Below are 22589 nucleotides of genomic sequence, written 5' to 3' on the forward strand. Positions count from 1 at the left end.
GTTTGGCATCCTGCGAGCGCTATTAGCAATCCCGTCTAGATCGAGATCGCTGCAGCAATCATTTGTCGGTAGGGGTTCATTCGCGAGGTCAGTAGTTTCGGCGATTCGACAACTTGATCCGGATATTGTTTACTACAATGTGATTCGTTCCGCGCAGGTCATACAAAATTCCAAATGTGGATCGATTCTAGACATGGACGATATCCGCAGTGATTACTATAAGCAGATGGCTACCTATGGAGACAGTCCTTTGTGGCGAGGGATTGCGCGAATTGAGTACCCTCGGATGGTGGGAGCCGAGAAAATGGCGGCCTCGGAGGTTGATGCGGTATTGTTCTCTTCGCCGGTGGATTGCGACTCGAAGGTGGCGTCGGGGAAGGGTTTCCTAGTTCGCAGTCCACACATGGTAGGAGTGAACAGTTTTCCTTATCAGTATGACCACCCGTTTCCGATAGTGTTTGTCGGGCGTCTGTCGTATCGGGCGAACGTTGAGGCGATCGAATGGTTCGCAGACAATGTGGTGCCGGAGCTTGGCAGATATGTCCCGGGGGCTAAGCTGTATGTGGTTGGTCAATCTCCTTCAAGGCGCGTGCGCGCGCTGGAGGGGCCACGTGTCCATGTTATTGGTGAAGTTGATTCGGTGAGTCCCTACATTCTTGGAGCAAGGGCATCCATTATACCCGTGACCATGGCCACTGGTGTGCAGATGAAGCTGATTGAGTCCTGCGCGTTAGGTGTTCCCGTTGTTGCGACTGGAACGGTTGCCCATCAAGCCGGAGTCAAGAATGGGCGGGAAGTCTTGGTCGCAGATAGTGTGGAGGAGTGGGTTGGAGCGCTCCAGTCTCTCCAGACTGAGCCTAAGCTGGCATCAAGGGTCGCCTCCAGCGGCATGGACTGGGCTGTTACCAACTACTCAGACGAATCGATTTCAAGGTCAATTGAAGAGCTAATGGTCCGAGTTATGGAGAGGCACAGATGACCATTCACTGCCGTGTCCACAAGATCGTCAGAATCGCGCGGAGGCTAGTGGTGCTGCGTTGCGCGCTCGGCAGTCTTGTACGGGCTAATCTGCCCGGGGTGATTGCGGAATGAAGGAATTTCTGATCGCCGCTGTCCTGGTCGCTGTGGTGCTGATCCCCATACTTCGCCCTCGTGGTCTCTTGGTCGTTGGATGCTATTTGGTGCTGCTTTTGTTTGTGCCTTACTGGGTCGGATTCTCAATAGCTGGTCAATTCGTTCCACTGGCCCTTATGCTGGCCGCGTTCGGCCTGATACTTTCGCATCCGGGCAGTCTCCACATCAGGGGAGCTGATTGGTTGATGATAGCGATGGTATCTCTCGCGCTCGTTGGTGTCTTGGATGGACGGGTGCTCTTCGGGCATGCTCTGACCTTGGCCGGATCAATGGCGGTGCCGTACTTTTTCGGTCGAGGGATTGCCGGTCAGGTGGACCGATCGCGGATGATACGCGTGTTCGGGATCGTGGGCCTCGTTCTAGCAGTATGGAGTATTGGCGACTTTGCTTTCGATTGGCATCCGTTTATGAATCTTACTTTTGGGTCTCCAACCGGAATTCGTTGGAGCCCAATTCAATACAGAGGTGGATTCGCTCGGAGCGAGGGGGCGATGGGGCATTCGATAGTGTTTGCCGCGGCTATCGCGATGCTTACTACTTTCGTGCTCTTTCTCAAGCTAAATCGGGCAGTTCGCGCCCTCCTGTTGGCGATATGTCTGGCCGGAGTTGCGGTGACATTCAGCCGCGCGGGGCTGGTCGCATATGCCCTTGCGCTCGTCCTTGCTGGGGTGTTTGGGCGGAATTCAAGGGTAGCTCTGGGGGAGAGGAGTGCGTATCTTGTTGCGACAATTGGTGCTGGTTTGCTTCTGGCTCCGATGTGGCTTGAGTTTGTGGATGCGGGTACAGGTGATCTTTCGGCGAGCACCGGATATCGTGAAGGCTATCTTTCGTTGCTGCCTGGCATACGGATGTTCGGATTATCGGGGTTGTATACTGAGTATGGAGACGGGTTGTGGGGATGGGCGTCTTCAGATTATAGCGGCAACGTGGTCGGTACAGTAGATAACTCAGTGCTGCTAATTTGTCTTCAGTTTGGATGGATTGTTGGCGTATTGTTCTTGGCTCTGCTAATTTTTCTTGTTTGGGAGCTTATCAAGGGTACGGATGATCCTTCGCTCATCGCTTCCGTGTCTCAGATTTCGGTACTTGCAACCGTAGCGATGATTACTCAACTTCCGTACCTTCTGTGGTTCGTTGTTGGTATGGCGGTCACTAATCTATCTGATGATCGAAGGAAATCTACTGAGGCCTTGGCGAAGGGCTTCGGTGGAGTATTGGACGAAGTCGATCGATCAAGGGGAAAGATGGGTTAGATTCCTCAGGATGTGTGGCCGAATGGTTGTGAATGTGCGGAGTGGTGACTGATCGACGGATGAGCTAGAGCGCGGGTGTGCTTCTTTCATCGCGCCCTGGTCGATGTTGTCGCGGGACCTCGGGCGGCGCTGGCCGCCGTGCGTCTTGGACACCCATTGGAGGCCGGGATCGTTCATGAGCAGTAATATGCCTAAGGCCGGTCGCGGTTCTTGACTGGGCCTTGTGGAGGTCTAGTGTCACGTAACAATCTACGTGGCTGGTATCGCGTGACACTTGCTCTTCAATACCGATTACCGACCTCTGACCGAAGGAGCTCCGATGGGTGATCGAGTTCCTCCGTCTTTCGGCAGGGATTGCGTTGTTCGCCGTGTTCCACGATGCTGTGAACCTGTCAGCGGCCCTTGCGATGGACAAGTGCCTAGTGTCCTGAGTCGGACGTTTCTGGTCAGGATTGGTAGACTCTTCTCATGGCGAGTCCCAGGACTGAACCCGTGCACTTGACCGACGAGGAACGTGCCGTGCTGGAGGGCTGGACACGCGGGCGAACCCTGGCGGCCTGGCGGGCGCGGCGAGCCCGGATCATTCTGGAACTCGACGGTGGGGCCACGATCGGGCGGGCGGCCGAGCTGGTGGGTTGCTCGCGGACCACAGTCGGTAAGTGGCGGTCCCGCTTCGCCGCCGACCGGCTTGACGGTCTGGAGGACGCGCCCCGTCCCGGGCGGCCGCGTGCTGTCACCGACGAGGCTGTCCAGGCCCTGGTCGAGAGGACCTTGCACTCCAAGCCGGCGAACGGGGACCGGGCATGGTCCACCCGTAGCGCAGCGCAGGCCTCCGGGATGAGCCAGTCCATGGTCTCTCGGGTGTGGCGGGCCTTCGGACTGAAGCCCCAGGCGATCGATTCCTGGAAACTCTCGACCGATCCCGAGTTCGTCGACAAGGTCCGCGACGTGGTCGGCCTGTACATGGACCCGCCAGCTGACGCCCTGGTGCTGGCGGTCGATGAGAAAACCCAGATCCAGGCCCTGGACCGGACCGCCCCGATCCTTCCGGTGCTGCCGACCAGCCCGGCCAAGGCCTCCCACGACTATGTGCGTCATGGCACCACGAGCCTGTTCGCCGCCCTGGACATCGCCTCGGGTTCGGTGATCGCAGAGCACCACGCCCGGCACACCGCTGCCCAGTTCATCGGTTTCCTGACCACCATCGACAAGGCCGTGCCCCAGGACTTGGACCTGCACCTGGTCCTGGACAACTACGCCACTCACAAGACCCAGAAGGTCCACACGTGGCTGCTGCGTCACCCCCGGTTCCATCTGCACTTCACCCCGACCTACTCGTCGTGGTTGAACCTGGTCGAGCGCTGGTTCGCCGAGTTGACCTGCCGGAAACTCCACGGTTCGGCACACCGGTCAGTCACCGAACTGAAAGCCGACATCCAAGCCTGGATCAACCAGTGGAACCACGATCCCAAACCCTTCATCTGGACCAAGACCGCCGACCAAATCCTCTCCACCCTCGCGGCCTACTGCACCATCCTCAACCACACCAACGACCAACCAGAAACTTCCGACTCAGGACACTAGACGAGGATGGCTTCGATCGCTCACGACACTTTATTTCCGCACTGGGGTTACCCGCAAGTTTCGGACGGTTGGATTGGTTCAGGCGGCCCGTGTCAGGGCTGCCGCGTGTTGGGCTTCGAACTCGACTGGGGTCTGGTAGCCGATCGCTGTGTTGAGGCGCTTCGTGTTGTAGAAGTCGTAGATCCACTCCTCCACGCCCTGAATGGCCTGCTGGGGGGGTGTCCCACTCGTAGCGGTCGTAGAACTCAGCCTTCAACACGGACCACTGGGATTCGATCATCGCATTGTCCCAGCACACCCCGGTGCGTCCCATTGACTGGTCGAGGTGGAGTTCCCGGCAGCACTCATACATCTGCTCGGAGGTGAATTGCGTGCCACGGTCGGAATGGATGATCACTTTCCTGGGCGCGTTCGGGCGAAGAATGCGAGCCCGGCGCAACGCCTCCTCCACGAGGTCCGTCGTCATGGTCGTCGACATGGCGGTTGCGATGACCTTCCGGGAGCAAGCGTCCTTGATGGCGCACAGGTACACCCACCCGGCCCGCGTCCTCAGGTAGGTGATGTCGGTGACCCACACGCGATCCACCTGCCCCGTGTCCCAGTGTCGCTTGACCCGGTCAGGGATCGAATGCGTGCGCGTCCCCGGTATCGTCGTCACCGGACGGAACCGGCGCGGGCTGATGCCCGCAAGGCCCTGACGGCGCATCGAGGCCGCCACCGTCTTACGATCCACCACCACCCCCTCACGGCGAAGCTGGGCGCACTGGACTGCTTGCCGTTTCTCGGACACGCCCAAACACTTGGTTTCAGGCCACCTGACGTGATTCCCTGTACTCCGCCTCAATCTCATTAGGGGTCCGATACCCCAACGACGAGTGAAGACGTTTCTGATTATACCTGAGCTCGATCCACCGCACAATATCCCGGACCGCCTCATCCTTGGTCCGATAGATCACCCGGTGCACCCTCTCGTTCTTCAACGTCGCATTGAACGACTCCGCCCACGCATTATCCCAGCACAGTCCCGTCCTCCCCACGGACAGTCTGATATCATAGGACTCGAGCAGCTCGGTGAATTCCTTCGACATGTACTGCGACCCATGATCCGAATGGAAAATGGTCGCCCCTCTGACATACTCACAATTCCTGACGGCCATGTCGATGGCCCTGCAGATCAATCCGGTCCTCATGTGATCATCGATCGCGTAACCCACGGCCCTCTTCGTGCAGCAGTCCAGTACCGTCGCCAGATAGCAGAATCCTTCCAGGGTGCGAATATAGGTGATGTCACCGACCCATTTGTATCCCGGCTGCGCCGCGGTGAAGTCTCGTTCCACCAGGTCTGGGCGCCCGTCGGCGTCGTCGGCCGGGATCGTGGTGCGGACCCTCAGGCGGGGCTGTGCGGCCACCAGCCCCTCGGCCCGCATGATGGAGCGGACCGTGTCCGGGTGCACCGCCTCACCGGCCCGGGCGAGCTCGGCGGCGATCCGCCGGTAGCCGTAGGTACCGTCCGAGTCAGCAAAATAGAAACGAATCTTGGAAGCGAGGTCACGGCGTCGACGTGCGGTCGCAGAAATGGGCCTGGCTCGCCAGTCATAATATCCCGAGGGAGACACGGTGAGGCATCGGCACATGAGCCGAACGGGGTAGTTGCCTTCTTGCGAGAAGATGTACGTGTAGCGGACAGCTACTGTGATTCCTTCGCGAAGAAGGCTGCCGCTTTTTTTAGGAACTCGTTCTCCATCCGGGCCTCACGGAGATCCTTCCTCAACCGTGCGAGTTCGGCCGACTCGGCACTGGTGAGGTTCTCGGTTTCCGGGTCCGGATTCTTCTTGCGATACTCCTTGACCCATACGCCGACAGTCTGAGCGACAAGATTGTATGATTCTGCTACGGCTTTGATGGTGCGATGCTTGTCCACGACTTCAAGAACGACCTGGTTCTTGAACTCCGGACTGTACTTCGATCCTGACATGATGTGATCCTACCCGATTCTCGAAACTATGACTTTCCTCAGAAGTCCGGGAAGCTTCACTCAGTCCACACACACGCAGGTACCCGTACGTGCTTCGGGAGTCCACCCATATGCGGCGCACCGCCTCATCCAGGCGCCGACGCGCCCGGAGGCTGGGGAGAAGATGATCCCCATCCCGCTGCTGGGCCGCAACCCACGCGTAGTACCCGGAAGTGGACACTTTCAACAGGCGGGCCATCCGGGCAATCGGGTACCGAGCCTTCTCCGCCTGCATCAGCGTGTACTTCTCACTCACTGATGCTTCGCAGCGAAGAAGGCCGCTGCTTTTCCCAAGAACTCGTTGTCCATCCGCAGGTCCGCGTTCTCCTTGCGGAGCCGCTTCAACTCCTCGCGTTCATCCGGACTCAACGTGCTCGGCGTCATGGTCTCCTTCTCTGCCTTCACCCACCTGCCCAACAGTTGGGGACCCAGCCCCAGCTCCTGGGCGACCTCGGCGATCGTGCGACCCGAGTCGATCACCATCCTCGCCGCCTCATGGCGGTACTGGGCCGTGAACTTGCGACGCTGCCTCCGCGTCTTCTCGTTCCCCGTGCTCATGACAACACCTTCCCCCAGGGCCACCAGGCCCCGCCACATCAGGTGTCCGAAAAACCAGGGTAGGCCCAGGTGACGTAGGAGTCGTGTGGAGTTTCGGTCAAGTCCCTGGTAGTGGTGTATCCGTTTCGTGATCTTTCGATACGGGGTCAGGCTGCCAGTTCGGGTGGGATGGGGTCTGCTCCTTCCAGGTGCGTCTGGTCCGGGCCGTCGGGGTTGTGAGTGCCTCGTGAGCGTTCCAGGACCTCCAGGCCCAGGTAGCGCCGGCCCTCGGCCCACTCATCGGTCTGCTCGGCCAGCACGGCCCCGACGAGCCGGATGACGGCCTCCCTGTTGGGAAAGATCCCCACGGCATCGGTACGCCGCCGGATCTCCTTGTTCAGCCGCTCCTGAGGATTGTTCGACCAGATCTGGCGCCACACGTCGACCGGGAAACTCGTGAACGCCAACAGATCGGCCCGCGCGGCGTCCAGATGGGCATGGACCTGGGGAAGCTTGGCCTCCACATAGTCCAGCAGCCGGTCGAACTGGGCGTCGACGGCGGCCGCGGAGGGCTGGTCGTAGACCGAGTGGAGCATGGCCTTGACCGCCGGCCACAGGCTCTTGGGGCACACGCTCATCAGATTGGCCGCGTAGTGGGTCCTGCACCGCTGCCAGGCAGCCCCGGGCAGGTTCGCCGCGATCGCCTCCCTCAGCCCGGCATGGGCATCCGAGGTGACCAGCCGCACCCCGGACAGGCCCCGGGCCACCAGATCGGCGAAGAACGTGTTCCAGGCCGGCCCGGTCTCAGCGGTGGCGACCTGGAGGCCCAGGACCTCCCGGTGGCCGTCCGCGTTGACCCCGGTGGCAGTCAGCACGACCGCGTTGATGACCCGTCCGGCCTCCCGGACCTTCATCGTCAGGGCGTCAGCGGCCACGAACGTGAACGGGCCCGCCTCGCCCAGAGGCCTGTGGCGGAAGGCCTCGACCTGGGCGTCGAGGTCGGCGGCCATCCTGGAGACCTGGGACTTCGACAGGGAGTCGATACCCAGGCTCTTGACGAGCTTGTCCATCCGGCGGGTGGAGACCCCGGCCAGGTAGGCGTCGGCGACCACGGTGATCATCGCCGACTCGGCGCGCTTGCGCCGCTCCAGCAGCCACTCGGGGAAGTAGCTGCCCTGGCGGAGCTTGGGGATCGCCACGTCCACCGTGCCGACCCGGGTGTCCAGGTCGCGGTGACGGTAGCCGTTGCGCTGGACGAGGCGGTCGGGGTCGGGGCGGCCGTACTCCGCGCCGGCGACCTGGTCGGCGTCGGCTGACAGGAGCATGTTGATCATCGTCTGCAGCAGTGAGCGCAGCAGGTCCGGGGAGGCCTGGCCCAGGGCTTGGTCCAGGACCCGCGTCGGGTCGACAATATGAGGAGCGGTCATCGTGGTTGTTCCTTTCGAGTGAGAAGTAGAGAGCTTTCTCGAAGGATCACACGGTGACCGCGCTGCCGTCCACCACGAAGTCGCGGAGGCCGACGGGTTGGTCACCAGCGGGTTACACCACCATAAGGGGCACTACTGGAGTTTCAGACCCGAGCAAGGACCTGATGAGTTTAGTCCCCGATAGTGGTGTAGCTGTTGCGGGTTTTGACGTGGTGTTCATCGGTACGGGGATGAAGGAACGGGTCCCTAACCGAGGCGATGGGTTGTGCTGGGGCCCTGCATCTGCTGGGAGAGACCCGTTCGATGACGCAGCGCTATGCCCCGCTCACCGTGCTCGGGAGCCAGCGTGTTTGTCACCCAGGTCCTCGACGCCGGGCGCCCTGTTGCTGACGTCGCCGCCGAGTTCCGAGTTGCCCGTTCGGCGCTGTCGTAGTTGGTGGCCCACTTCAGCGATCGTGGCGAGTCGGGCTTGGCGGATCGGTTGAGCCTCCGGCGAACCGTTCCTCGCGCTTGCGAGTCAGTGTCGTTGCGCTTATCGACGCTGGCGACCCTCTAGGAGGTGGTCAGCTCGCTGGGTCGCTACGCACGTGCCCACGACGCCGAGGCCGAGCGACGCGATGCGACCAGCGTCTGCACTCACCATTGAAACTACTGTGATCTCCTGCTGGCTGGTCTGAGATTGGCCGGCAGGGTGATCGTCTTGCTGCCCCGTGGCGTGTGCGTGACTTCCACACTTACTAGTGTCCTGAGTCGGAAGTTTCTGGTTGGTCGTTGGTGTGGTTGAGGATGGTGCAGTAGGCCCGCGAGGGTGGAGAGGATTTGGTCGGCGGTCTTGGTCCAGATGAAGGGTTTGGGATCGTGGTTCCACTGGTTGATCCAGGCTTGGATGTCGGCTTTCAGTTCGGTGACTGACCGGTGTGCCGAACCGTGGAGTTTCCGGCAGGTCAACTCGGCGAACCAGCGCTCGACCAGGTTCAACCACGACGAGTAGGTCGGGGTGAAGTGCAGATGGAACCGGGGGTGACGCAGCAGCCACGTGTGGACCTTCTGGGTCTTGTGAGTGGCGTAGTTGTCCAGGACCAGGTGCAGGTCCAAGTCCTGGGGCACGGCCTTGTCGATGGTGGTCAGGAAACCGATGAACTGGGCAGCGGTGTGCCGGGCGTGGTGCTCTGCGATCACCGAACCCGAGGCGATGTCCAGGGCGGCGAACAGGCTCGTGGTGCCATGACGCACATAGTCGTGGGAGGCCTTGGCCGGGCTGGTCGGCAGCACCGGAAGGATCGGGGCGGTCCGGTCCAGGGCCTGGATCTGGGTTTTCTCATCGACCGCCAGCACCAGGGCGTCAGCTGGCGGGTCCATGTACAGGCCGACCACGTCGCGGACCTTGTCGACGAACTCGGGATCGGTCGAGAGTTTCCAGGAATCGATCGCCTGGGGCTTCAGTCCGAAGGCCCGCCACACCCGAGAGACCATGGACTGGCTCATCCCGGAGGCCTGCGCTGCGCTACGGGTGGACCATGCCCGGTCCCCGTTCGCCGGCTTGGAGTGCAAGGTCCTCTCGACCAGGGCCTGGACAGCCTCGTCGGTGACAGCACGCGGCCGCCCGGGACGGGGCGCGTCCTCCAGACCGTCAAGCCGGTCGGCGGCGAAGCGGGACCGCCACTTACCGACTGTGGTCCGCGAGCAACCCACCAGCTCGGCCGCCCGCCCGATCGTGGCCCCACCGTCGAGTTCCAGAATGATCCGGGCTCGCCGCGCCCGCCAGGCCGCCAGGGTTCGCCCGCGTGTCCAGCCCTCCAGCACGGCACGTTCCTCGTCGGTCAAGTGCACGGGTTCAGTCCTGGGACTCGCCATGAGAAGAGTCTACCAATCCTGACCAGAAACGTCCGACTCAGGACACTAGGGTCCACCGAGTCTGGATCTTTTCGCCGAGCCATGTCAAACTGTCACCTACCCGGGCAGTAGTCCTTTTTCTGTGCCCCATAGTCGTTGCCCGAGCTGGGTGCAGAGCTGTCAGTACAACATTTGTGAGATGACTTGGCGTGAGCTTCAGCCTCTCCCAGTGCAGTTCCGGTCAGCAGACTAGGGGGCTTGACCCCGCTCAGCGATGCCTCGTGTTGGCGCGAGAAATTTGCATGCAATATGGATATAGAGTTGAGAAATGGGTGTGGCGATGAGTCGGTTTAAGCAAGGGCGCATATTCTTGGAGCTGATTTCTAAAGATATGCATGCGATGATGCAGTCTCCTGAGTCAGGAGCGGCAAGAGTGGTTGCACTGTTGGCTCGAATTATTATGCATCCACGGTTTCAAGTCGTCGTTCTCTACAGGGTATCACAATGCCTCATGAGCGGACCTATTGGTGGACTGTTTGCAGATCCGCTACGTTCGTTAACTCAGGTGTTGACAGGCGCCGAAGTTCGAGGAACGGCCGATATAGGGCCAGGATTTGTTGTAGTGCACAGCTCGGGAATTGTTATCGGCGAAGAAGTGGTTATCGGAAGTAATGTTCGGATCTACCAGGGAGTGACTCTTGGGGATGGTTCAAGAAATGGACAACCTCACCTAGGAGATAACGTTTTCTTGGGCGCGGGTTCGAAGATCCTTGGCGGAGTAGTTATCGGAAACAACGTTCGAGTCGGAGCTAATGCTGTGGTTTTGACAGACGTCCCCGATGACTGTACAGCCGTCGGAGTTCCTGCGCGGATCATTCATGGCAGATAGGAGGCTAGTGTCCTGAGTCGGAAGTTTCTGGTCAGGATTGGTAGACTCTTCTCATGGCGAGTCCCAGGACTGAACCCGTGCACTTGACCGACGAGGAACGTGCCGTGCTGGAGGGCTGGACACGCGGGCGAACCCTGGCGGCCTGGCGGGCGCGGCGAGCCCGGATCATTCTGGAACTCGACGGTGGGGCCACGATCGGGCGGGCGGCCGAGCTGGTGGGTTGCTCGCGGACCACAGTCGGTAAGTGGCGGTCCCGCTTCGCCGCCGACCGGCTTGACGGTCTGGAGGACGCGCCCCGTCCCGGGCGGCCGCGTGCTGTCACCGACGAGGCTGTCCAGGCCCTGGTCGAGAGGACCTTGCACTCCAAGCCGGCGAACGGGGACCGGGCATGGTCCACCCGTAGCGCAGCGCAGGCCTCCGGGATGAGCCAGTCCATGGTCTCTCGGGTGTGGCGGGCCTTCGGACTGAAGCCCCAGGCGATCGATTCCTGGAAACTCTCGACCGATCCCGAGTTCGTCGACAAGGTCCGCGACGTGGTCGGCCTGTACATGGACCCGCCAGCTGACGCCCTGGTGCTGGCGGTCGATGAGAAAACCCAGATCCAGGCCCTGGACCGGACCGCCCCGATCCTTCCGGTGCTGCCGACCAGCCCGGCCAAGGCCTCCCACGACTATGTGCGTCATGGCACCACGAGCCTGTTCGCCGCCCTGGACATCGCCTCGGGTTCGGTGATCGCAGAGCACCACGCCCGGCACACCGCTGCCCAGTTCATCGGTTTCCTGACCACCATCGACAAGGCCGTGCCCCAGGACTTGGACCTGCACCTGGTCCTGGACAACTACGCCACTCACAAGACCCAGAAGGTCCACACGTGGCTGCTGCGTCACCCCCGGTTCCATCTGCACTTCACCCCGACCTACTCGTCGTGGTTGAACCTGGTCGAGCGCTGGTTCGCCGAGTTGACCTGCCGGAAACTCCACGGTTCGGCACACCGGTCAGTCACCGAACTGAAAGCCGACATCCAAGCCTGGATCAACCAGTGGAACCACGATCCCAAACCCTTCATCTGGACCAAGACCGCCGACCAAATCCTCTCCACCCTCGCGGCCTACTGCACCATCCTCAACCACACCAACGACCAACCAGAAACTTCCGACTCAGGACACTAGGTGAACATGGTGACCGACCGCAGTGTCGAGTCTGCGATGACCCTGAGTCCTGACTGAACCCTGACCCGACCGTGCAGTCCTTGGAATAGTGCTGCGGCTGGCCGGCTTGGAACATGCCCTCGCATCGGTTCTTGGAGACAGCGCCGTGGCCAACGTGTTACGCCCACGTCCAGCCTGTCCGGGTCACCGTCCACAACCCGTCCCGCTCACCTGATCAAGCCAATGTGGCTCATCCGAATCCAGGGTGTAGTCGGGGTCTGAACCCGCCGGTCTCGAGCAGGGATCTGGCGATGTAGTTGGTCAGGTTGCGGAACCCCAGCGCCGAGCCGCGCAGGTGCTCGAGCCTGCCGTTGATCGCCTCGGTGGGCCCGTTGGAGGTGCTGGGCCGGTCGAAGTAGGCCAGGACGTCGGCGGCGCGCTTCTTCAGCGTCCTGCCGAGCTTGGTGATCTCGACCAGGGCCTTGGGGACGCCGGTGCTGATCGAGTCGATGAGCCGGGCCATCAGCTCGCGGCCGTGGCGCCGGTTCTCGTGGCGGTAGGCGGCGATCATGCGCTGGTAGACGCTCCAGGTGACCTCGACCTCGACGTGGGCGTCGTCGGCGAACAGGGTGTCCAGTCGGTCCTTCTGCTTGTCGTTGAGCAGGTCGGCGCCGGTGGACAGGGTCCGGCGGGCGGCATAGAGCGGGTCGCCGGCACGGCCGCGGTGCCCACAGATGGCCTGCTGAACTCGCCGTCGGCACTCATCGAGCGCCTCGCCAGCGAGCCTGGTGACGTGGAAGGGATCTAGCACGGTCACCACGTCGGGCAGTTCCTCGACGGCGGCGGTCTTGAACCCGGTGAAGCCGTCCATCGCGACCACCTCCACGCCGTCGCGCCACTCCTGCGGGCGGTCGGCCAGCCAGGTCTTGAACGCCTGCTTGGAGCGGCCCTCGACCATGTCCAGCAGCCGTGCCGGGCCGGTGCCATCTCGCACTGGGGTGAGGTCGATGATCACGGTGACATACCGGTCACCGCGACGGGTGTGCCTCCACACGTGCTCATCGACCCCGACGACCTTCACCCCCTCGAAGCGGTGCTCCTCGTCGATCAGCACCCGCTTGCCCTCGGCCAGAACGGCGTCGTTGGCGGTGTCCCAGGCCACCCCGAGCCCCTCGGCGACCCGAGCCACGCTCAGGTGGCGCACCACGATCCCTTCCAACGCCCACCGCAGAGCGCGCCGAGACAACTTGGCCCGGGGCTCGGCCGCGGCGGTGGTGTCCTGGCGCCACACATACCCGCAGCCGCTGCAGCGGTAACGGCCCACGACGACCTCCAGCGTCGTGGGCCGCCAGCCCAGTGGTTCGTGGGCAAGCCGTCGGACCACGGTGTCACGTGGTCTCCCTTCGCAGCCGCAGCGCCGGCACCACTGGTCGGGCTCGACCACCTGGCAGGCCAATACGGCACGATCCGGCTCGAGTCGCTGCCCGGTGACAACGAGGCCGAGTTCGTCGAGGCGGCAGAAGGCAGTCAGGTCGGGGCTGGCGAACGCATCAGCGCGCCCGCCGACGGTAGCGTCGTGCACGTCGAGGTCTTTCGGGCTGAGTGTGTAGGAGCTCTCATCCTCGGGAGACCTCGACCTCTACCCGGCCACCGACGCGCCGGCCCGCCGCGCGACGTGCGCTACACCCTCATCTGGGAAGAGCCACTTTTGAGGACGGACCACTGGGATTCGATCATGGCATTGTCCCAGCACACGCCGGTGCGTCCCATGGACTGATCCAGTGTGAGTTCCTGGCAGCACTGGTACATCTGTTCGGAGGTGAATTGTGCTCCGCGATCCGAATGTATGACGACTCTGCCCGGCGCGTTGGGGCGCAGGGTGCGGGCCCGGCGCAGGGCTTCCTCCACGAGGCCGGTCGTCATGGTGGTGGACATGGCCGTGGAGATGACCTTGCGGGAGCAGGCGTCCTTGATCCCGCACAGGTACACCCAGCCTGCGCGGGTACGCAGGTAGGTGATGTCGGTGACCCACACGCCATCGACCACTCCCGTGTCCCAGCGGCGTGTGCACAGGTCTGGGATGGAGTGGGTGCGCGTACCGGGGATCGTCGTCACCGGGGCGAACCGGCGCGGGCTGATGCCTTTCAATCCCTGGCGGCGCATGGATTGGGCCACCGTCTTGCGGTTCACACGGGTCCCCTCGCGCAGCAGCTGGGCGTGGACGCGCGGGTACCCGTAGGTCTTGTGGGAGTCCACCCAGATGCGCCGCACCGCCCGGTCCAGGGCCCTGCGGGCCCGCGACCGGGCAGGCAGGTGGTCCCAGGTCCTGTCCTGGGCCCCCACCCACGAGTAGTACCCCGAGGTGGACACCTTCAACAGGCGGGCCATGCGTGCCATGGTGAAGTGTGCCTTCTCCGCCTGCATCAGCGTGTACTTCTCACTCACTGATGCTTCGATGCGAAGAAGGCCGCTGCTTTTCCCAAGAACTCATTGTCCATCCGCAACTCGGCGTTCTCCTTGCGCAGACGGACGAGCTCTTCGCGTTCATTCGCACCCAATGGCGCAGGTGTCATGGTCTCCTTCTCCGTCCTCACCCATCTGCCCAACAGTTGGGCACCCAGCCCCAGCTCAGCGGCGACCTCAGCGATGGTGCGACCGGAGTCGATCACCATCCGGGCTGCCTCGTGACGGTACTGGGCAGTGAACTTCCGACGCTGCTGCGGCGCCTTCTCGTTCCCCGTACTCATGACAACACCTTCCCGCAGGACCACGCGGTCCCGCTACATCAGGTGTCCGAAAAAACAGGGTAGGCCCAGCTCAGCGTTCCCGGACCAGGCCACCGCCTACCGGACCGTGTTCCGGTGGGCGAACCGTTACAACACCCGAAGGCGCCACTCCGCGATCGGCAACATCAGCACGAACGCCTACGAAGCCGCGCTCTCCGCTACGCTCGCGGAAGCGGCATAACCGAACCGACACCGTGTCCACGATCAAGGGTCAAGGCCCATGCTCCTTCACCGCAACAGGTGAACTAGCATGGCTTTTGCCCTTTCCCTTGGCTGGCGCTGAGGTCCACTCCGAGGAGTTGCACCATCACTATGTCGAACACCCCGCAGGAGCCGAGTCAGGCGCCGAAGCACGCAGATCCCGACGACGAGGGTCTCGACCTGTGGAGGGACGACACCACGGAACCGGCGAACGAGGGTGAGGTGGCGACTGCCACCAGGACCGCCCGCAAGAAGCGGAAGTGGCCCAAGATCTTTCTTGCCGCTCTCTTGGCAGCTGTGCTGCTGGTGGTCGGCGTGCTGTTCTACTACTTCCGAAGCATCAGCGGAGCACTCAACGAGATCCACCGGGACTCGAGCCTGATGCCCGACAACACCGCCGTCCAACCAGTTGAGACCGGCAAGCCCATCAACTTCGTCCTGATGGGCACCGACAACCGGGCAGGGGTCTCCGGAGCCCGATCGGACTCCCTCATCCTCGCGCAGCTGTCGGGAGACCGCGAGCACCTGTACCTCGTGAGCTTCCTGCGTGACATGTGGGTGACCGTTCCGGCGAACAAGGTTGTCAAGAAGGATTCTAAGGCCAAAATCAACGCCGCATACTCCTGGGGCGGGTCGGCACTGACCATCAAGACCCTGCAGAAGCTCACTGGCGTCCAGATGGACCACGCCGTGATCATCGACTTCCCAGGGTTCATCTCGCTCACCGATGAGCTTGGCGGTGTGACCGTCAACAACCCGCAGAAGTCAACAATCGATGGACACACCTTCGCCCAGGGCAACATCACGATCTCGGGCGAAGAAGCCCTGCTGTACGTTCGTGAACGCTACGATTTGGCCAACGGCGACTTGGACCGTGCAGCACGGCAGCGGTCGGTGATCACCGCGATCATCGAGAAGTCCATGAGCGGCGGGGTCATCAGTGACCCGAAGAAGTTCAAGGGCGTCCTGGACGTCTATGCCAAGAACACCACCGTTGACTCCGGGCTCACGACGGCCAACATCCGCAAGATCGCGACCAGCTTGAAGTTCTCCTCAGGCAAGGGCGTCGTCCAGGTTCAAGCCCCCATCTCGGGCTTCGGGAAGTCGAAAGACGGTCAGGCCTACGACATCGTCGACGAGGCCGGCATGAAAGAGTTGTCCACCGCTCTCAAGAACGACCGGATGGCCGACTACGTGGCGAACCATCCGCAGTGATGTGCCATTGAGGGGGACATCGTTTCTGAGATGCGAGTTCGCTTCAGATCCGTCCGCCAGTGTTCGGCGTCGTTCCTGAATGTGGCGTTCGATCAGTGAGGTTTTCTCACCAGGCTCCTCGCACGTGAGTAGCGATCACGAGGGCTGAGCGGACGATCTGGGTGATGCGCCAGGGGTCGAGGGTGACTTTCTGGAGGGCCTTGAAGTGTTTGATGATGGCATTGGCTCGTTCGGCTGGGGCGCGGAGTTGGGTGATGAGCCGGTTGCGGGTGTTGGTGTCGGGGGCCAGGCCGTGGCCCTTGATCGGGTGGCAGATGCCGATGCCGGCGCCTTGGTAGCCCTTGTTGGGCTCTTCACAATTCGGGGTGTAGGTGTGGTCTGAATCCGCCGGCTTCGAGGAGTGCGCGGGCGATGTAGTTGGTGAGGTTGCGGAAGCCGAGGGCCAGGCCACGCAGGTGCTCGAGGCGACCGTTCACGGCTTCGGTAGGTCCGTTGCTCGTGCGCGGCCGGTCGAAGTAGGCCAGGACGTCGCAGGCGCGTCTGGTCAGGGTGCGGCCGAGCTTGCGCAGTTCTACCAACGCCTCAGGCACACTGTCGGCGAGGGCGTCGATCACGGAGCTCATCTCGACGCGGCCGGCTGCCCGGTCGGGGTGACGGTAGGCGGAGATCATGCGCTGGTAGATCCCCCAGGTGCACTCGACTTGCACGTGCCGGTCCCCAGCGAAGAGCTTGTCAAGGCGCTCGTGCTGGCGGTCGGTGAGCAGGTCAGCCCCGGTGTGCAGGGTCCGCCGCGCGGTGTAGAGCGGGTCGCCCTTGCGTCCGCGGTGTCCGTGCAGTTCCTGCTGGACTCGGCGGCGACACTCATCGAGAGCGTCCCCGGCCAACCGGATGACGTGGAAGGGATCCATAACCGTGACGGCGTCCGGCAGCTCCTCGGTGGTGGCGGTCTTGAAGCCCGCGAACCCATCCATGGCCACGACCTCGATCCCATCGCGCCAAGCCTGGTCCCGCTCGGCCAGCCAGTCCTTGAACGCCTTCTTCGACCGACCTTCGACCACGTCCAGCAGGCGTGAGGGCCCGGTGCCGTCCCGGACCGGGGTGAGGTCGATGATCACGGTGACGTACTTGTCACCGCGCCGGGTGTGCCGCCACACGTGCTCATCGACCCCGACGACCTTGACACCGTCCAGGCGGGTCGGGTCCTCGATGAGCAGACGCCGGCCCTCAGCCAGGACCGCGTCGTTGGCGGTGTTCCACGCCACGCCCAGTCCTTCGGCAACTCGGGCCATCGACAGGTGGCCGACGACGATCCCGACCAGACCCCACCGCAGGCCGGCGCGGGAGATCTTGGCCCGCGGCGGCGCCGCAGCGGTGGTGTCCTGACGCCACACGTGCGAGCACTCCTTGCAGCGGTAGCGGCGCACGGTGAGCACCAGCGTGGTAGGGCGCCACCCGAACGGCTCGTGCGCCAACTCCCTGCTCACCGTGTCACGGGGCACGCCCTGGCAGCCGCACCGCCTGCACCAGTCGTCCGGCTCCACGACCCGGCACGCCAGCACGGACCGGTCAGGCTCGAGCAGCTGGCCGGTGACCTCCAGACCGAGGCCGTCGAGGCGGGTGAAGGTAGTCAGGTCAGGGCGCGTGAAGGTAGCGTCAGGCACGTCGAGGTCTTCCGGACGGGTTGTGTGAGAACTCCCATCATCGGAAGACCTCGACCCTCACCCCGACACCGACGCGCCGCCCCAGGTCGCACCACAGCTACACCCTCATCTGTGAAGAGCCCCGAAACCCGGCCCAGCGCGACGTGCGATGGGGCCCAGGGTGGCTCAGCTTCGGACCAGTTTGCGAGCGGGGTTCGGTGCGGTGTAGCGCAGGACGAGGACGACCCCGATGGCACCCATCAGGAGCGGGAGGGCGCTGAGAGGGAGGTTGACTCCGACCGGGACGCTCCCGCCCGCGATGCCGAACACGATGGCCAGCAGCGAGGAGGCGATCCACGAAGCGGTCAGCAGAACCCGCTGCTGTCCGGTCAGCTCTCTGACGAGGAAGGACAGCACGGTCGAGAAGACTCCTGTCATACTGCCGGCACCGAAGGCGAGCAGGATGAGCATCGGGTGTAGAGCGTATTCGGAGTCATCGTCGAAGTACGCCGTGAAGCACAGCAGTGCCCCCAGGGCCATGAAGCCTCCCACTGTGGCCACGGCGCTTGCTACGGCTAGCAGCCGCATCCACCGCGGTGTGCCGGCCGTCTCTGCCCCGGCTTCCAGGGCGATCTGCTCAGGTGGACCGAGACTGTCGAGTGCCGCCTGGATCACGCCTCGCTGTTCGGCGTCCCTGAGGTGTTCCTCGATTCCGGTGAGAAGATCCAGCTGCTCGCTGGAGGGGAGCGATTCGGTCAGGGCAGTGAGGCGCTTGAGGTAGGCCTGGGCGGCGGCGGACGAGGGCAGAGTGGTCATGCGTGGTCTCCAATGACGAGGTCGACGGCTTGCCGGAAGCGGCCCCATTCCTGGGTGAATGTAGCAAGTCCGGTCTTGCCTGCCGGGGTGATGTGGTAGTAGCGGCGCGGGGGTCCACTCGGGGACTCTTGCCAGGCAGTGGTCACGAGGTTGCGTTTTCGGAGTCTCGACAGGAGCGGGTACAGCGTCCCTTCGCTCTCGAGGAGTCCTCGTTCGCTCAGCGTTCGAGCCAGGTCGAGACCATAGGTCGGTTGCTGGGCGATGACGGCGAGGACACATGGTTCGAGAGCGCCGCGGCGCAACTGCCCTACGAGGTGAACAGCGTCAGGTTCCATGCACCACAAGGTAGCACGCTCCGCCAGGATCTGTTCGGTGTGGGGTAGACGAGGCCAAGGATCCTGCGCGCGGGTGGTCTCCGCCCTGCAAGCCCGCCGTCGCATATCGGGCCGCACTGTACGGTGATCATCGACTTGACCACGGTTCGCCAGGACAGCGGCCCTTCCAGGCTGCTGGACATGGTCGAAGGCCGCTCCAAGGCAGTGTTCGAGACCTGGCTCGCCGCCCGCCCCTAGACTTGGCGCGAGGCAGTGGAAGTTGTTGCGACAATCGGCTTCACCGGGTTCAAGACCGCCGCAGCCGAGAAATTCCCGGACGCGGTCGCGGTAATGGACCCCTTCCGCGTCGGGCGGCTCGCCGGGGAAGCGGTCGACGTCTGCCGACGGCGCATCCAGTTACTCCTGCACGGACACCGCGCCGCGCCGGCGACCCGCTCTATTCCTGCCGATGCACCCTTCACACTGGAGCAGCGCTAATCACCGACCGCCAGGTCGAACGGATCCAGGACCTGTATGCCGACGAGCAACACGTCGAAGTGGAAGCGACCAGGGGCATCTACCAGCGCATGATCGCCGCCTCCCGGACCGCACACTCGGGAAACCAGAGATGCAGGCCGTCATGGACGTCCTCCGCACGGCTATCCCCGAAGGCCTCGACGAACAGGCCCGCCTCGGTCGAGCTCTGCGTCGGCGATCCAGCGACGTGCTGGCATTCTTCGACCTACCCGGCGCCAGCAACGGCCCCACCGAGGCCACCAACGGCAGGCTCAAACACCCCCACGGATCCGCCCTCGGCTTCCGAGATCTCACGCACTGCATCGCCAGATCCCTGCTCGAGACCGGCGGGTTCAGACCCCGACTACACCCTGGATTCGGATGAGCCTCCAGACGCTGTCCTCCTTCGAGCGCAGCTACCGACCGCGGCTCGCCGACATCCTGGGCGACGGCAACGTCAAGCACCTGCAGGACTTCGGCAATCTGTGGGACTACGCCCGCGACCTGTTCCAGCACGGTTTCGTCGACGATCGGGAGCTCTACTTCCTCGATCTGCTGCCCGGGCCCTCGGGCGAGTACATCCAGGGGCTGGGCTTCGCCGATGGGCTCGAGCTGCCGGACGCCGCCGAGGCCCTGGCGGCCTGGCGGCAGCCGAGCGGCCGCGAGGACCTGGCCGGTTCGCCGCTGTACTCCGGCCCGGGATCGGGCGGCTCCTTCGAGCTGTGGAGCCTGTCGTGAGCACCATCATCGACGCCCAGCCGCGCGGGGCCGTCCAGGAGTCGATCAACGGCCCCGAGCAGACCGATGACGGCGCCTTCAAGCGCCAGCCCAACCGCTTCACCGCGCGGTTCTCCACCGGGGAGCTGCCGGTGAAGGCCGGACGCTACCGGCTGGTCGTCTCTGCCGTCTGCGGGTGGTCGCGTCGTCAGATCATCGTGCGGCGGCTGCTGGGGCTCGAGGACGCCATCTCGATCTCCTACGTCTCGGGGCGCGGCGACGACGGCGGCTGGGTCTTCGCCGACCAGCCCGGGGGCCGGGATCCGGTGCTCGGCTTCAAACGCCTCAACGACGCCTACCGCACCGCCGAGCCCGGCTACCGGGGACGCGGGACGGTGCCGGCACTGGTCGACACGCGCACGGGTGCGGTGGTCACCAACGACTACCACACCCTCAGCCTGGAGCTGGAGACGGCGTGGAAACCCTTCCACCGGGCCGGGGCGCCCGACCTGTACCCGAAGGATCTGCGCCCCCGGATCGACCTGCTCAACCAGCAGCTCTTCGACGACGTCAACAACGGGCCCTACAAGGTGCTCTTCGCCACCTCCCCGGAGGCGGCGAAGGTGGCCCGGGCGGTCTTCGAGGCACGGCTGTGGGATTACGACCACCGGCTGGCGACCAGGCGCTACCTGTTCGGGGACCGGCTCACCGATTCCGACATCCGGCTGTGGGTCACCCTGGCCAGCTTCGACCAGACCTACGTCACCGGTTATCCCGAGGCCGTGCGCGACACCGCGCTGCGGGTGCGCGATCTGCCGAATCTGTGGGCCTACGCCCGCGATCTGTTTCAGAGGCCGGGGTTCGTCGACGAGCGCGACACCGAGGCACTGGGCATCACGCCCGGCCCCGACGGCTCCTACCTGGGCGGGTTCGGTGAGGCGACCGACGCCGCGTCGGGCGACCGCCTGGCGGCCTGGAGCGAGCCCGCGGGCCGCGAAGGGCTGTCGGGGGCCGACGCCACCGCCGGCCCCGGAGGGGCGGGCACCGATCAGTACTGGGCCTTCGCGCCCGGCCGGGTTCCGATCGTCTGAGGAGGACACCGTGAGCACCATCGTCAGGCCCGTCATCGACGCCTACTCCTACCCGCCCGAGGTGATCGCCTCGCTGCGCCCGATCCCGGTGGATCTGTGGTTCAGGGATCTGGGCGAGTCCCGGCTCGGGCGTCTCGTGCTGCGCCACGCCCTGCCCGAGGAGTACGGGGAGGTGGGCGACGTCCTGGAGGCCGCCTTCACCACGGGCTGCTGGTCGACTCCGGAATACATCGCCGGCCTGCACGCCATCGACGCCCGGGCGCGGACGTCGAATGTGTGGGTGGTGGCCGACGACGAGGGCGTCCTCGCGGCGGTGCTCACCCCCCAACCGCGGTACCTGGACGGGCCATTCACCTTCAACATCCTGGGGGTGGGGCCGCGGGGCCGCGGGCTGGGGCTGGGCCGGCTGCTCACCGACCACGCCGTGAATCTGGCCCGGGCCCTGGGGATCGACAGCATCGAGATCCATTCGGGGCCGCAGATGACCGCGGCCCACAAGGTGTATGTGGACTACGGCTTCGTGCGGCGCATCGAGCAGGAGACGGTGGTGGTCGACGGCCACCAGCGGCTGCGCAGCTTCACGTTCCGGGTGCCGGATCCGGTCGCAGACCCGCCACACATCGAGCACGCCGACCCCCCCGGCCGGTGACTCCCCCTTCCCGCCACCAGGAGATCCCGTGAGCATCACCGCACTGCGCCCCGCCGGGGCCCAGGACGCCGGCCATTTCCGCCCCGAGGCCGAAGCGCCCGGGCCCGGCCGAGCTGCCGGACCGGCGGCTGCGGCTGGTGGCCCCGGCGTCATCGCCCCGCAGCTGGGGGGCGGTGCTGGGCGCCCGGATCGCCGCCCCCGACTGGGTGACGGTGGAGTGGTCCCAGGAGGTGTCCTCGCCCGTGCTGCTGGACGGCGAGGGGCTGCTGGTGAGCGACGACTGGTCGTGGATCGCGCGGTCGCTGGCCACGGCGTCGGGCAGCAAGGTCTACCCGGCGGCCCGGCGCGAGGAGATCGACGCCCTGGAGCAGGTGATCGACGCCGAGCTCATCGGCGCCCTGGAGGAGGTGGTTTTCTCCACCGACCAGGCGGTGCGCGACGCCGTCTCCCGGCTGCTCTTCGCCCGGCTCGGGCTGCTGGACCTACAGCTGGCGGACCGCCGCTACCTGCTCGGCGACGAGCTGACCTCTGCCGACCTGCCCCTGTTCGGGGTGCTGCTCGGCTGGGACCTGCGCTACCGGGCCCATCTGGGTTGGGGAGCGGCCTCCCTGGTCGACTACCCGAACCTGTGGACGTGGGCCCGCCGGCTGGCCGCCGAGGTGCTCTCGACCGAGGACCGGGTTGTCGCCGGCCTGGAGGCCAGCCCCGACGGGTCCTTAGCCGAGCCCTGGGGCCCGGCGCTGCCGGTCGAGGGGATCGATGACATCCGGGTCGCGTGGCGGGAGCCGGTGGAATAGCGACAATTTCTGGATCCAGAACCCACCG

General features: G+C 64.0%; 18 protein-coding genes and 5 pseudogenes. 11 read left to right on the top strand and 12 right to left on the bottom strand.

Annotated elements, in window-relative coordinates:
• Positions 1 to 286: 286 nt before the first annotated feature.
• From FEZ32_RS13450 to FEZ32_RS02885, 3 genes are all read left to right on the top strand, one after another.
• A complete protein-coding gene (locus FEZ32_RS13450; RefSeq protein ID WP_175415704.1) occupies positions 287 to 979 on the top strand; it encodes a glycosyltransferase family 4 protein in 693 nt (230 codons plus the stop codon).
• A gap of 109 nt (positions 980 to 1088) precedes the next feature.
• Complete coding sequence (locus tag FEZ32_RS02880) at positions 1089 to 2387, top strand: hypothetical protein (protein ID WP_138679864.1); 1299 nt, start codon at positions 1089 to 1091, stop codon at positions 2385 to 2387.
• Positions 2388 to 2855: 468 nt separating this feature from the next.
• Complete coding sequence (locus FEZ32_RS02885) at positions 2856 to 3971, top strand: IS630 family transposase (RefSeq protein ID WP_138679865.1); 1116 nt, start codon at positions 2856 to 2858, stop codon at positions 3969 to 3971.
• Positions 3972 to 4049: 78 nt separating this feature from the next.
• Here FEZ32_RS02885 and FEZ32_RS02890 read toward each other — a convergent pair.
• The 6 genes and pseudogenes from FEZ32_RS02890 to FEZ32_RS02915 form a co-directional block, all read right to left on the bottom strand.
• Positions 4050 to 4737, bottom strand: a pseudogene (locus FEZ32_RS02890) (IS3-like element ISPfr11 family transposase); the annotation flags it as partial.
• Between the two features lie 40 nt (positions 4738 to 4777).
• Positions 4778 to 5668, bottom strand: coding sequence for an IS3 family transposase (locus tag FEZ32_RS02895; protein WP_138679866.1), 891 nt, complete (start codon positions 5666 to 5668; stop codon positions 4778 to 4780).
• On the bottom strand, positions 5659 to 5946 hold the full coding sequence (locus FEZ32_RS02900; RefSeq protein WP_138679867.1) for a transposase: 288 nt from the start codon (positions 5944 to 5946) through the stop codon (positions 5659 to 5661). Before FEZ32_RS02900 ends, FEZ32_RS02895 begins: the two co-directional genes overlap by 10 nt.
• A gap of 67 nt (positions 5947 to 6013) precedes the next feature.
• Positions 6014 to 6543: pseudogene (locus tag FEZ32_RS02905) on the bottom strand (IS3-like element ISPfr11 family transposase); the annotation flags it as partial.
• Positions 6544 to 6689: 146 nt separating this feature from the next.
• On the bottom strand, positions 6690 to 7949 hold the full coding sequence (locus FEZ32_RS02910) for an IS256 family transposase (RefSeq protein ID WP_138679658.1): 1260 nt from the start codon (positions 7947 to 7949) through the stop codon (positions 6690 to 6692).
• A gap of 737 nt (positions 7950 to 8686) precedes the next feature.
• Positions 8687 to 9803 (bottom strand): annotated as a pseudogene (locus FEZ32_RS02915) (IS630 family transposase).
• 490 nt (positions 9804 to 10293) lie between these two features.
• Here FEZ32_RS02915 and FEZ32_RS14165 point away from each other — a divergent pair.
• Positions 10294 to 10671: a serine O-acetyltransferase gene (locus FEZ32_RS14165; protein ID WP_420809258.1), complete on the top strand. Its 378-nt coding sequence runs from the start codon at positions 10294 to 10296 to the stop codon at positions 10669 to 10671.
• A gap of 53 nt (positions 10672 to 10724) precedes the next feature.
• Positions 10725 to 11840, top strand: coding sequence for an IS630 family transposase (locus FEZ32_RS02925; RefSeq protein WP_138679865.1), 1116 nt, complete (start codon positions 10725 to 10727; stop codon positions 11838 to 11840).
• Between the two features lie 229 nt (positions 11841 to 12069).
• Here the strand turns inward: FEZ32_RS02925 and FEZ32_RS02930 are convergent, their stop codons facing one another.
• Complete coding sequence (locus tag FEZ32_RS02930; protein ID WP_138679868.1) at positions 12070 to 13401, bottom strand: ISL3-like element ISPfr3 family transposase; 1332 nt, start codon at positions 13399 to 13401, stop codon at positions 12070 to 12072.
• Between the two features lie 122 nt (positions 13402 to 13523).
• A pseudogene (locus FEZ32_RS02935) lies at positions 13524 to 14566 on the bottom strand (IS3 family transposase); the annotation flags it as partial.
• A gap of 351 nt (positions 14567 to 14917) precedes the next feature.
• Here FEZ32_RS02935 and FEZ32_RS02945 point away from each other — a divergent pair.
• Positions 14918 to 16021, top strand: coding sequence for an LCP family protein (locus tag FEZ32_RS02945; RefSeq protein ID WP_138679869.1), 1104 nt, complete (start codon positions 14918 to 14920; stop codon positions 16019 to 16021).
• A gap of 106 nt (positions 16022 to 16127) precedes the next feature.
• Here the strand turns inward: FEZ32_RS02945 and FEZ32_RS02950 are convergent, their stop codons facing one another.
• The 4 genes from FEZ32_RS02950 to FEZ32_RS02965 form a co-directional block, all read right to left on the bottom strand.
• Positions 16128 to 16472, bottom strand: a complete 345-nt coding sequence (locus FEZ32_RS02950; protein WP_138679870.1) for a transposase family protein — start codon at positions 16470 to 16472, stop codon at positions 16128 to 16130.
• On the bottom strand, positions 16375 to 17682 hold the full coding sequence (locus FEZ32_RS02955; RefSeq protein ID WP_048680651.1) for an ISL3 family transposase: 1308 nt from the start codon (positions 17680 to 17682) through the stop codon (positions 16375 to 16377). The genes FEZ32_RS02950 and FEZ32_RS02955 overlap by 98 nt, the downstream gene beginning before the upstream one ends.
• 165 nt (positions 17683 to 17847) lie before the next feature.
• Positions 17848 to 18477 carry an HAAS signaling domain-containing protein gene (locus FEZ32_RS02960; protein WP_048769063.1) on the bottom strand — a complete coding sequence of 210 codons (630 nt, stop codon included), beginning with the start codon at positions 18475 to 18477 and terminating at the stop codon, positions 17848 to 17850.
• On the bottom strand, positions 18474 to 18917 hold the full coding sequence (locus FEZ32_RS02965; RefSeq protein WP_311317323.1) for a PadR family transcriptional regulator: 444 nt from the start codon (positions 18915 to 18917) through the stop codon (positions 18474 to 18476). Before FEZ32_RS02965 ends, FEZ32_RS02960 begins: the two co-directional genes overlap by 4 nt.
• 9 nt (positions 18918 to 18926) lie before the next feature.
• On the opposite strand from FEZ32_RS02965, the pseudogene FEZ32_RS13800 reads away from it, so the two are divergent.
• The 5 genes and pseudogenes from FEZ32_RS13800 to FEZ32_RS03000 all read left to right on the top strand — a co-directional run.
• Positions 18927 to 19692: pseudogene (locus tag FEZ32_RS13800) on the top strand (transposase); the annotation flags it as partial.
• Positions 19689 to 20045, top strand: coding sequence for a hypothetical protein (locus FEZ32_RS02985; RefSeq protein WP_244937892.1), 357 nt, complete (start codon positions 19689 to 19691; stop codon positions 20043 to 20045). The pseudogene FEZ32_RS13800 and the gene FEZ32_RS02985, both read left to right, overlap by 4 nt.
• Entirely contained in the window at positions 20042 to 21115 is a 1074-nt protein-coding gene (locus FEZ32_RS02990; protein WP_138679873.1) for a glutathione S-transferase C-terminal domain-containing protein, read from the top strand. Before FEZ32_RS02985 ends, FEZ32_RS02990 begins: the two co-directional genes overlap by 4 nt.
• 10 nt (positions 21116 to 21125) lie before the next feature.
• The gene (locus FEZ32_RS02995; protein ID WP_175415706.1) at positions 21126 to 21764 is read left to right on the top strand and encodes a GNAT family N-acetyltransferase; all 639 of its coding nucleotides are present in this window, start codon (positions 21126 to 21128) and stop codon (positions 21762 to 21764) included.
• A gap of 137 nt (positions 21765 to 21901) precedes the next feature.
• Positions 21902 to 22561 carry a glutathione S-transferase C-terminal domain-containing protein gene (locus tag FEZ32_RS03000; RefSeq protein ID WP_175415707.1) on the top strand — a complete coding sequence of 220 codons (660 nt, stop codon included), beginning with the start codon at positions 21902 to 21904 and terminating at the stop codon, positions 22559 to 22561.
• Positions 22562 to 22589 lie beyond the last annotated feature (28 nt).

It is taken from the genome of Acidipropionibacterium jensenii, from assembly GCF_005890135.1.
GTDB lineage: Bacteria > Actinomycetota > Actinomycetes > Propionibacteriales > Propionibacteriaceae > Acidipropionibacterium > Acidipropionibacterium jensenii.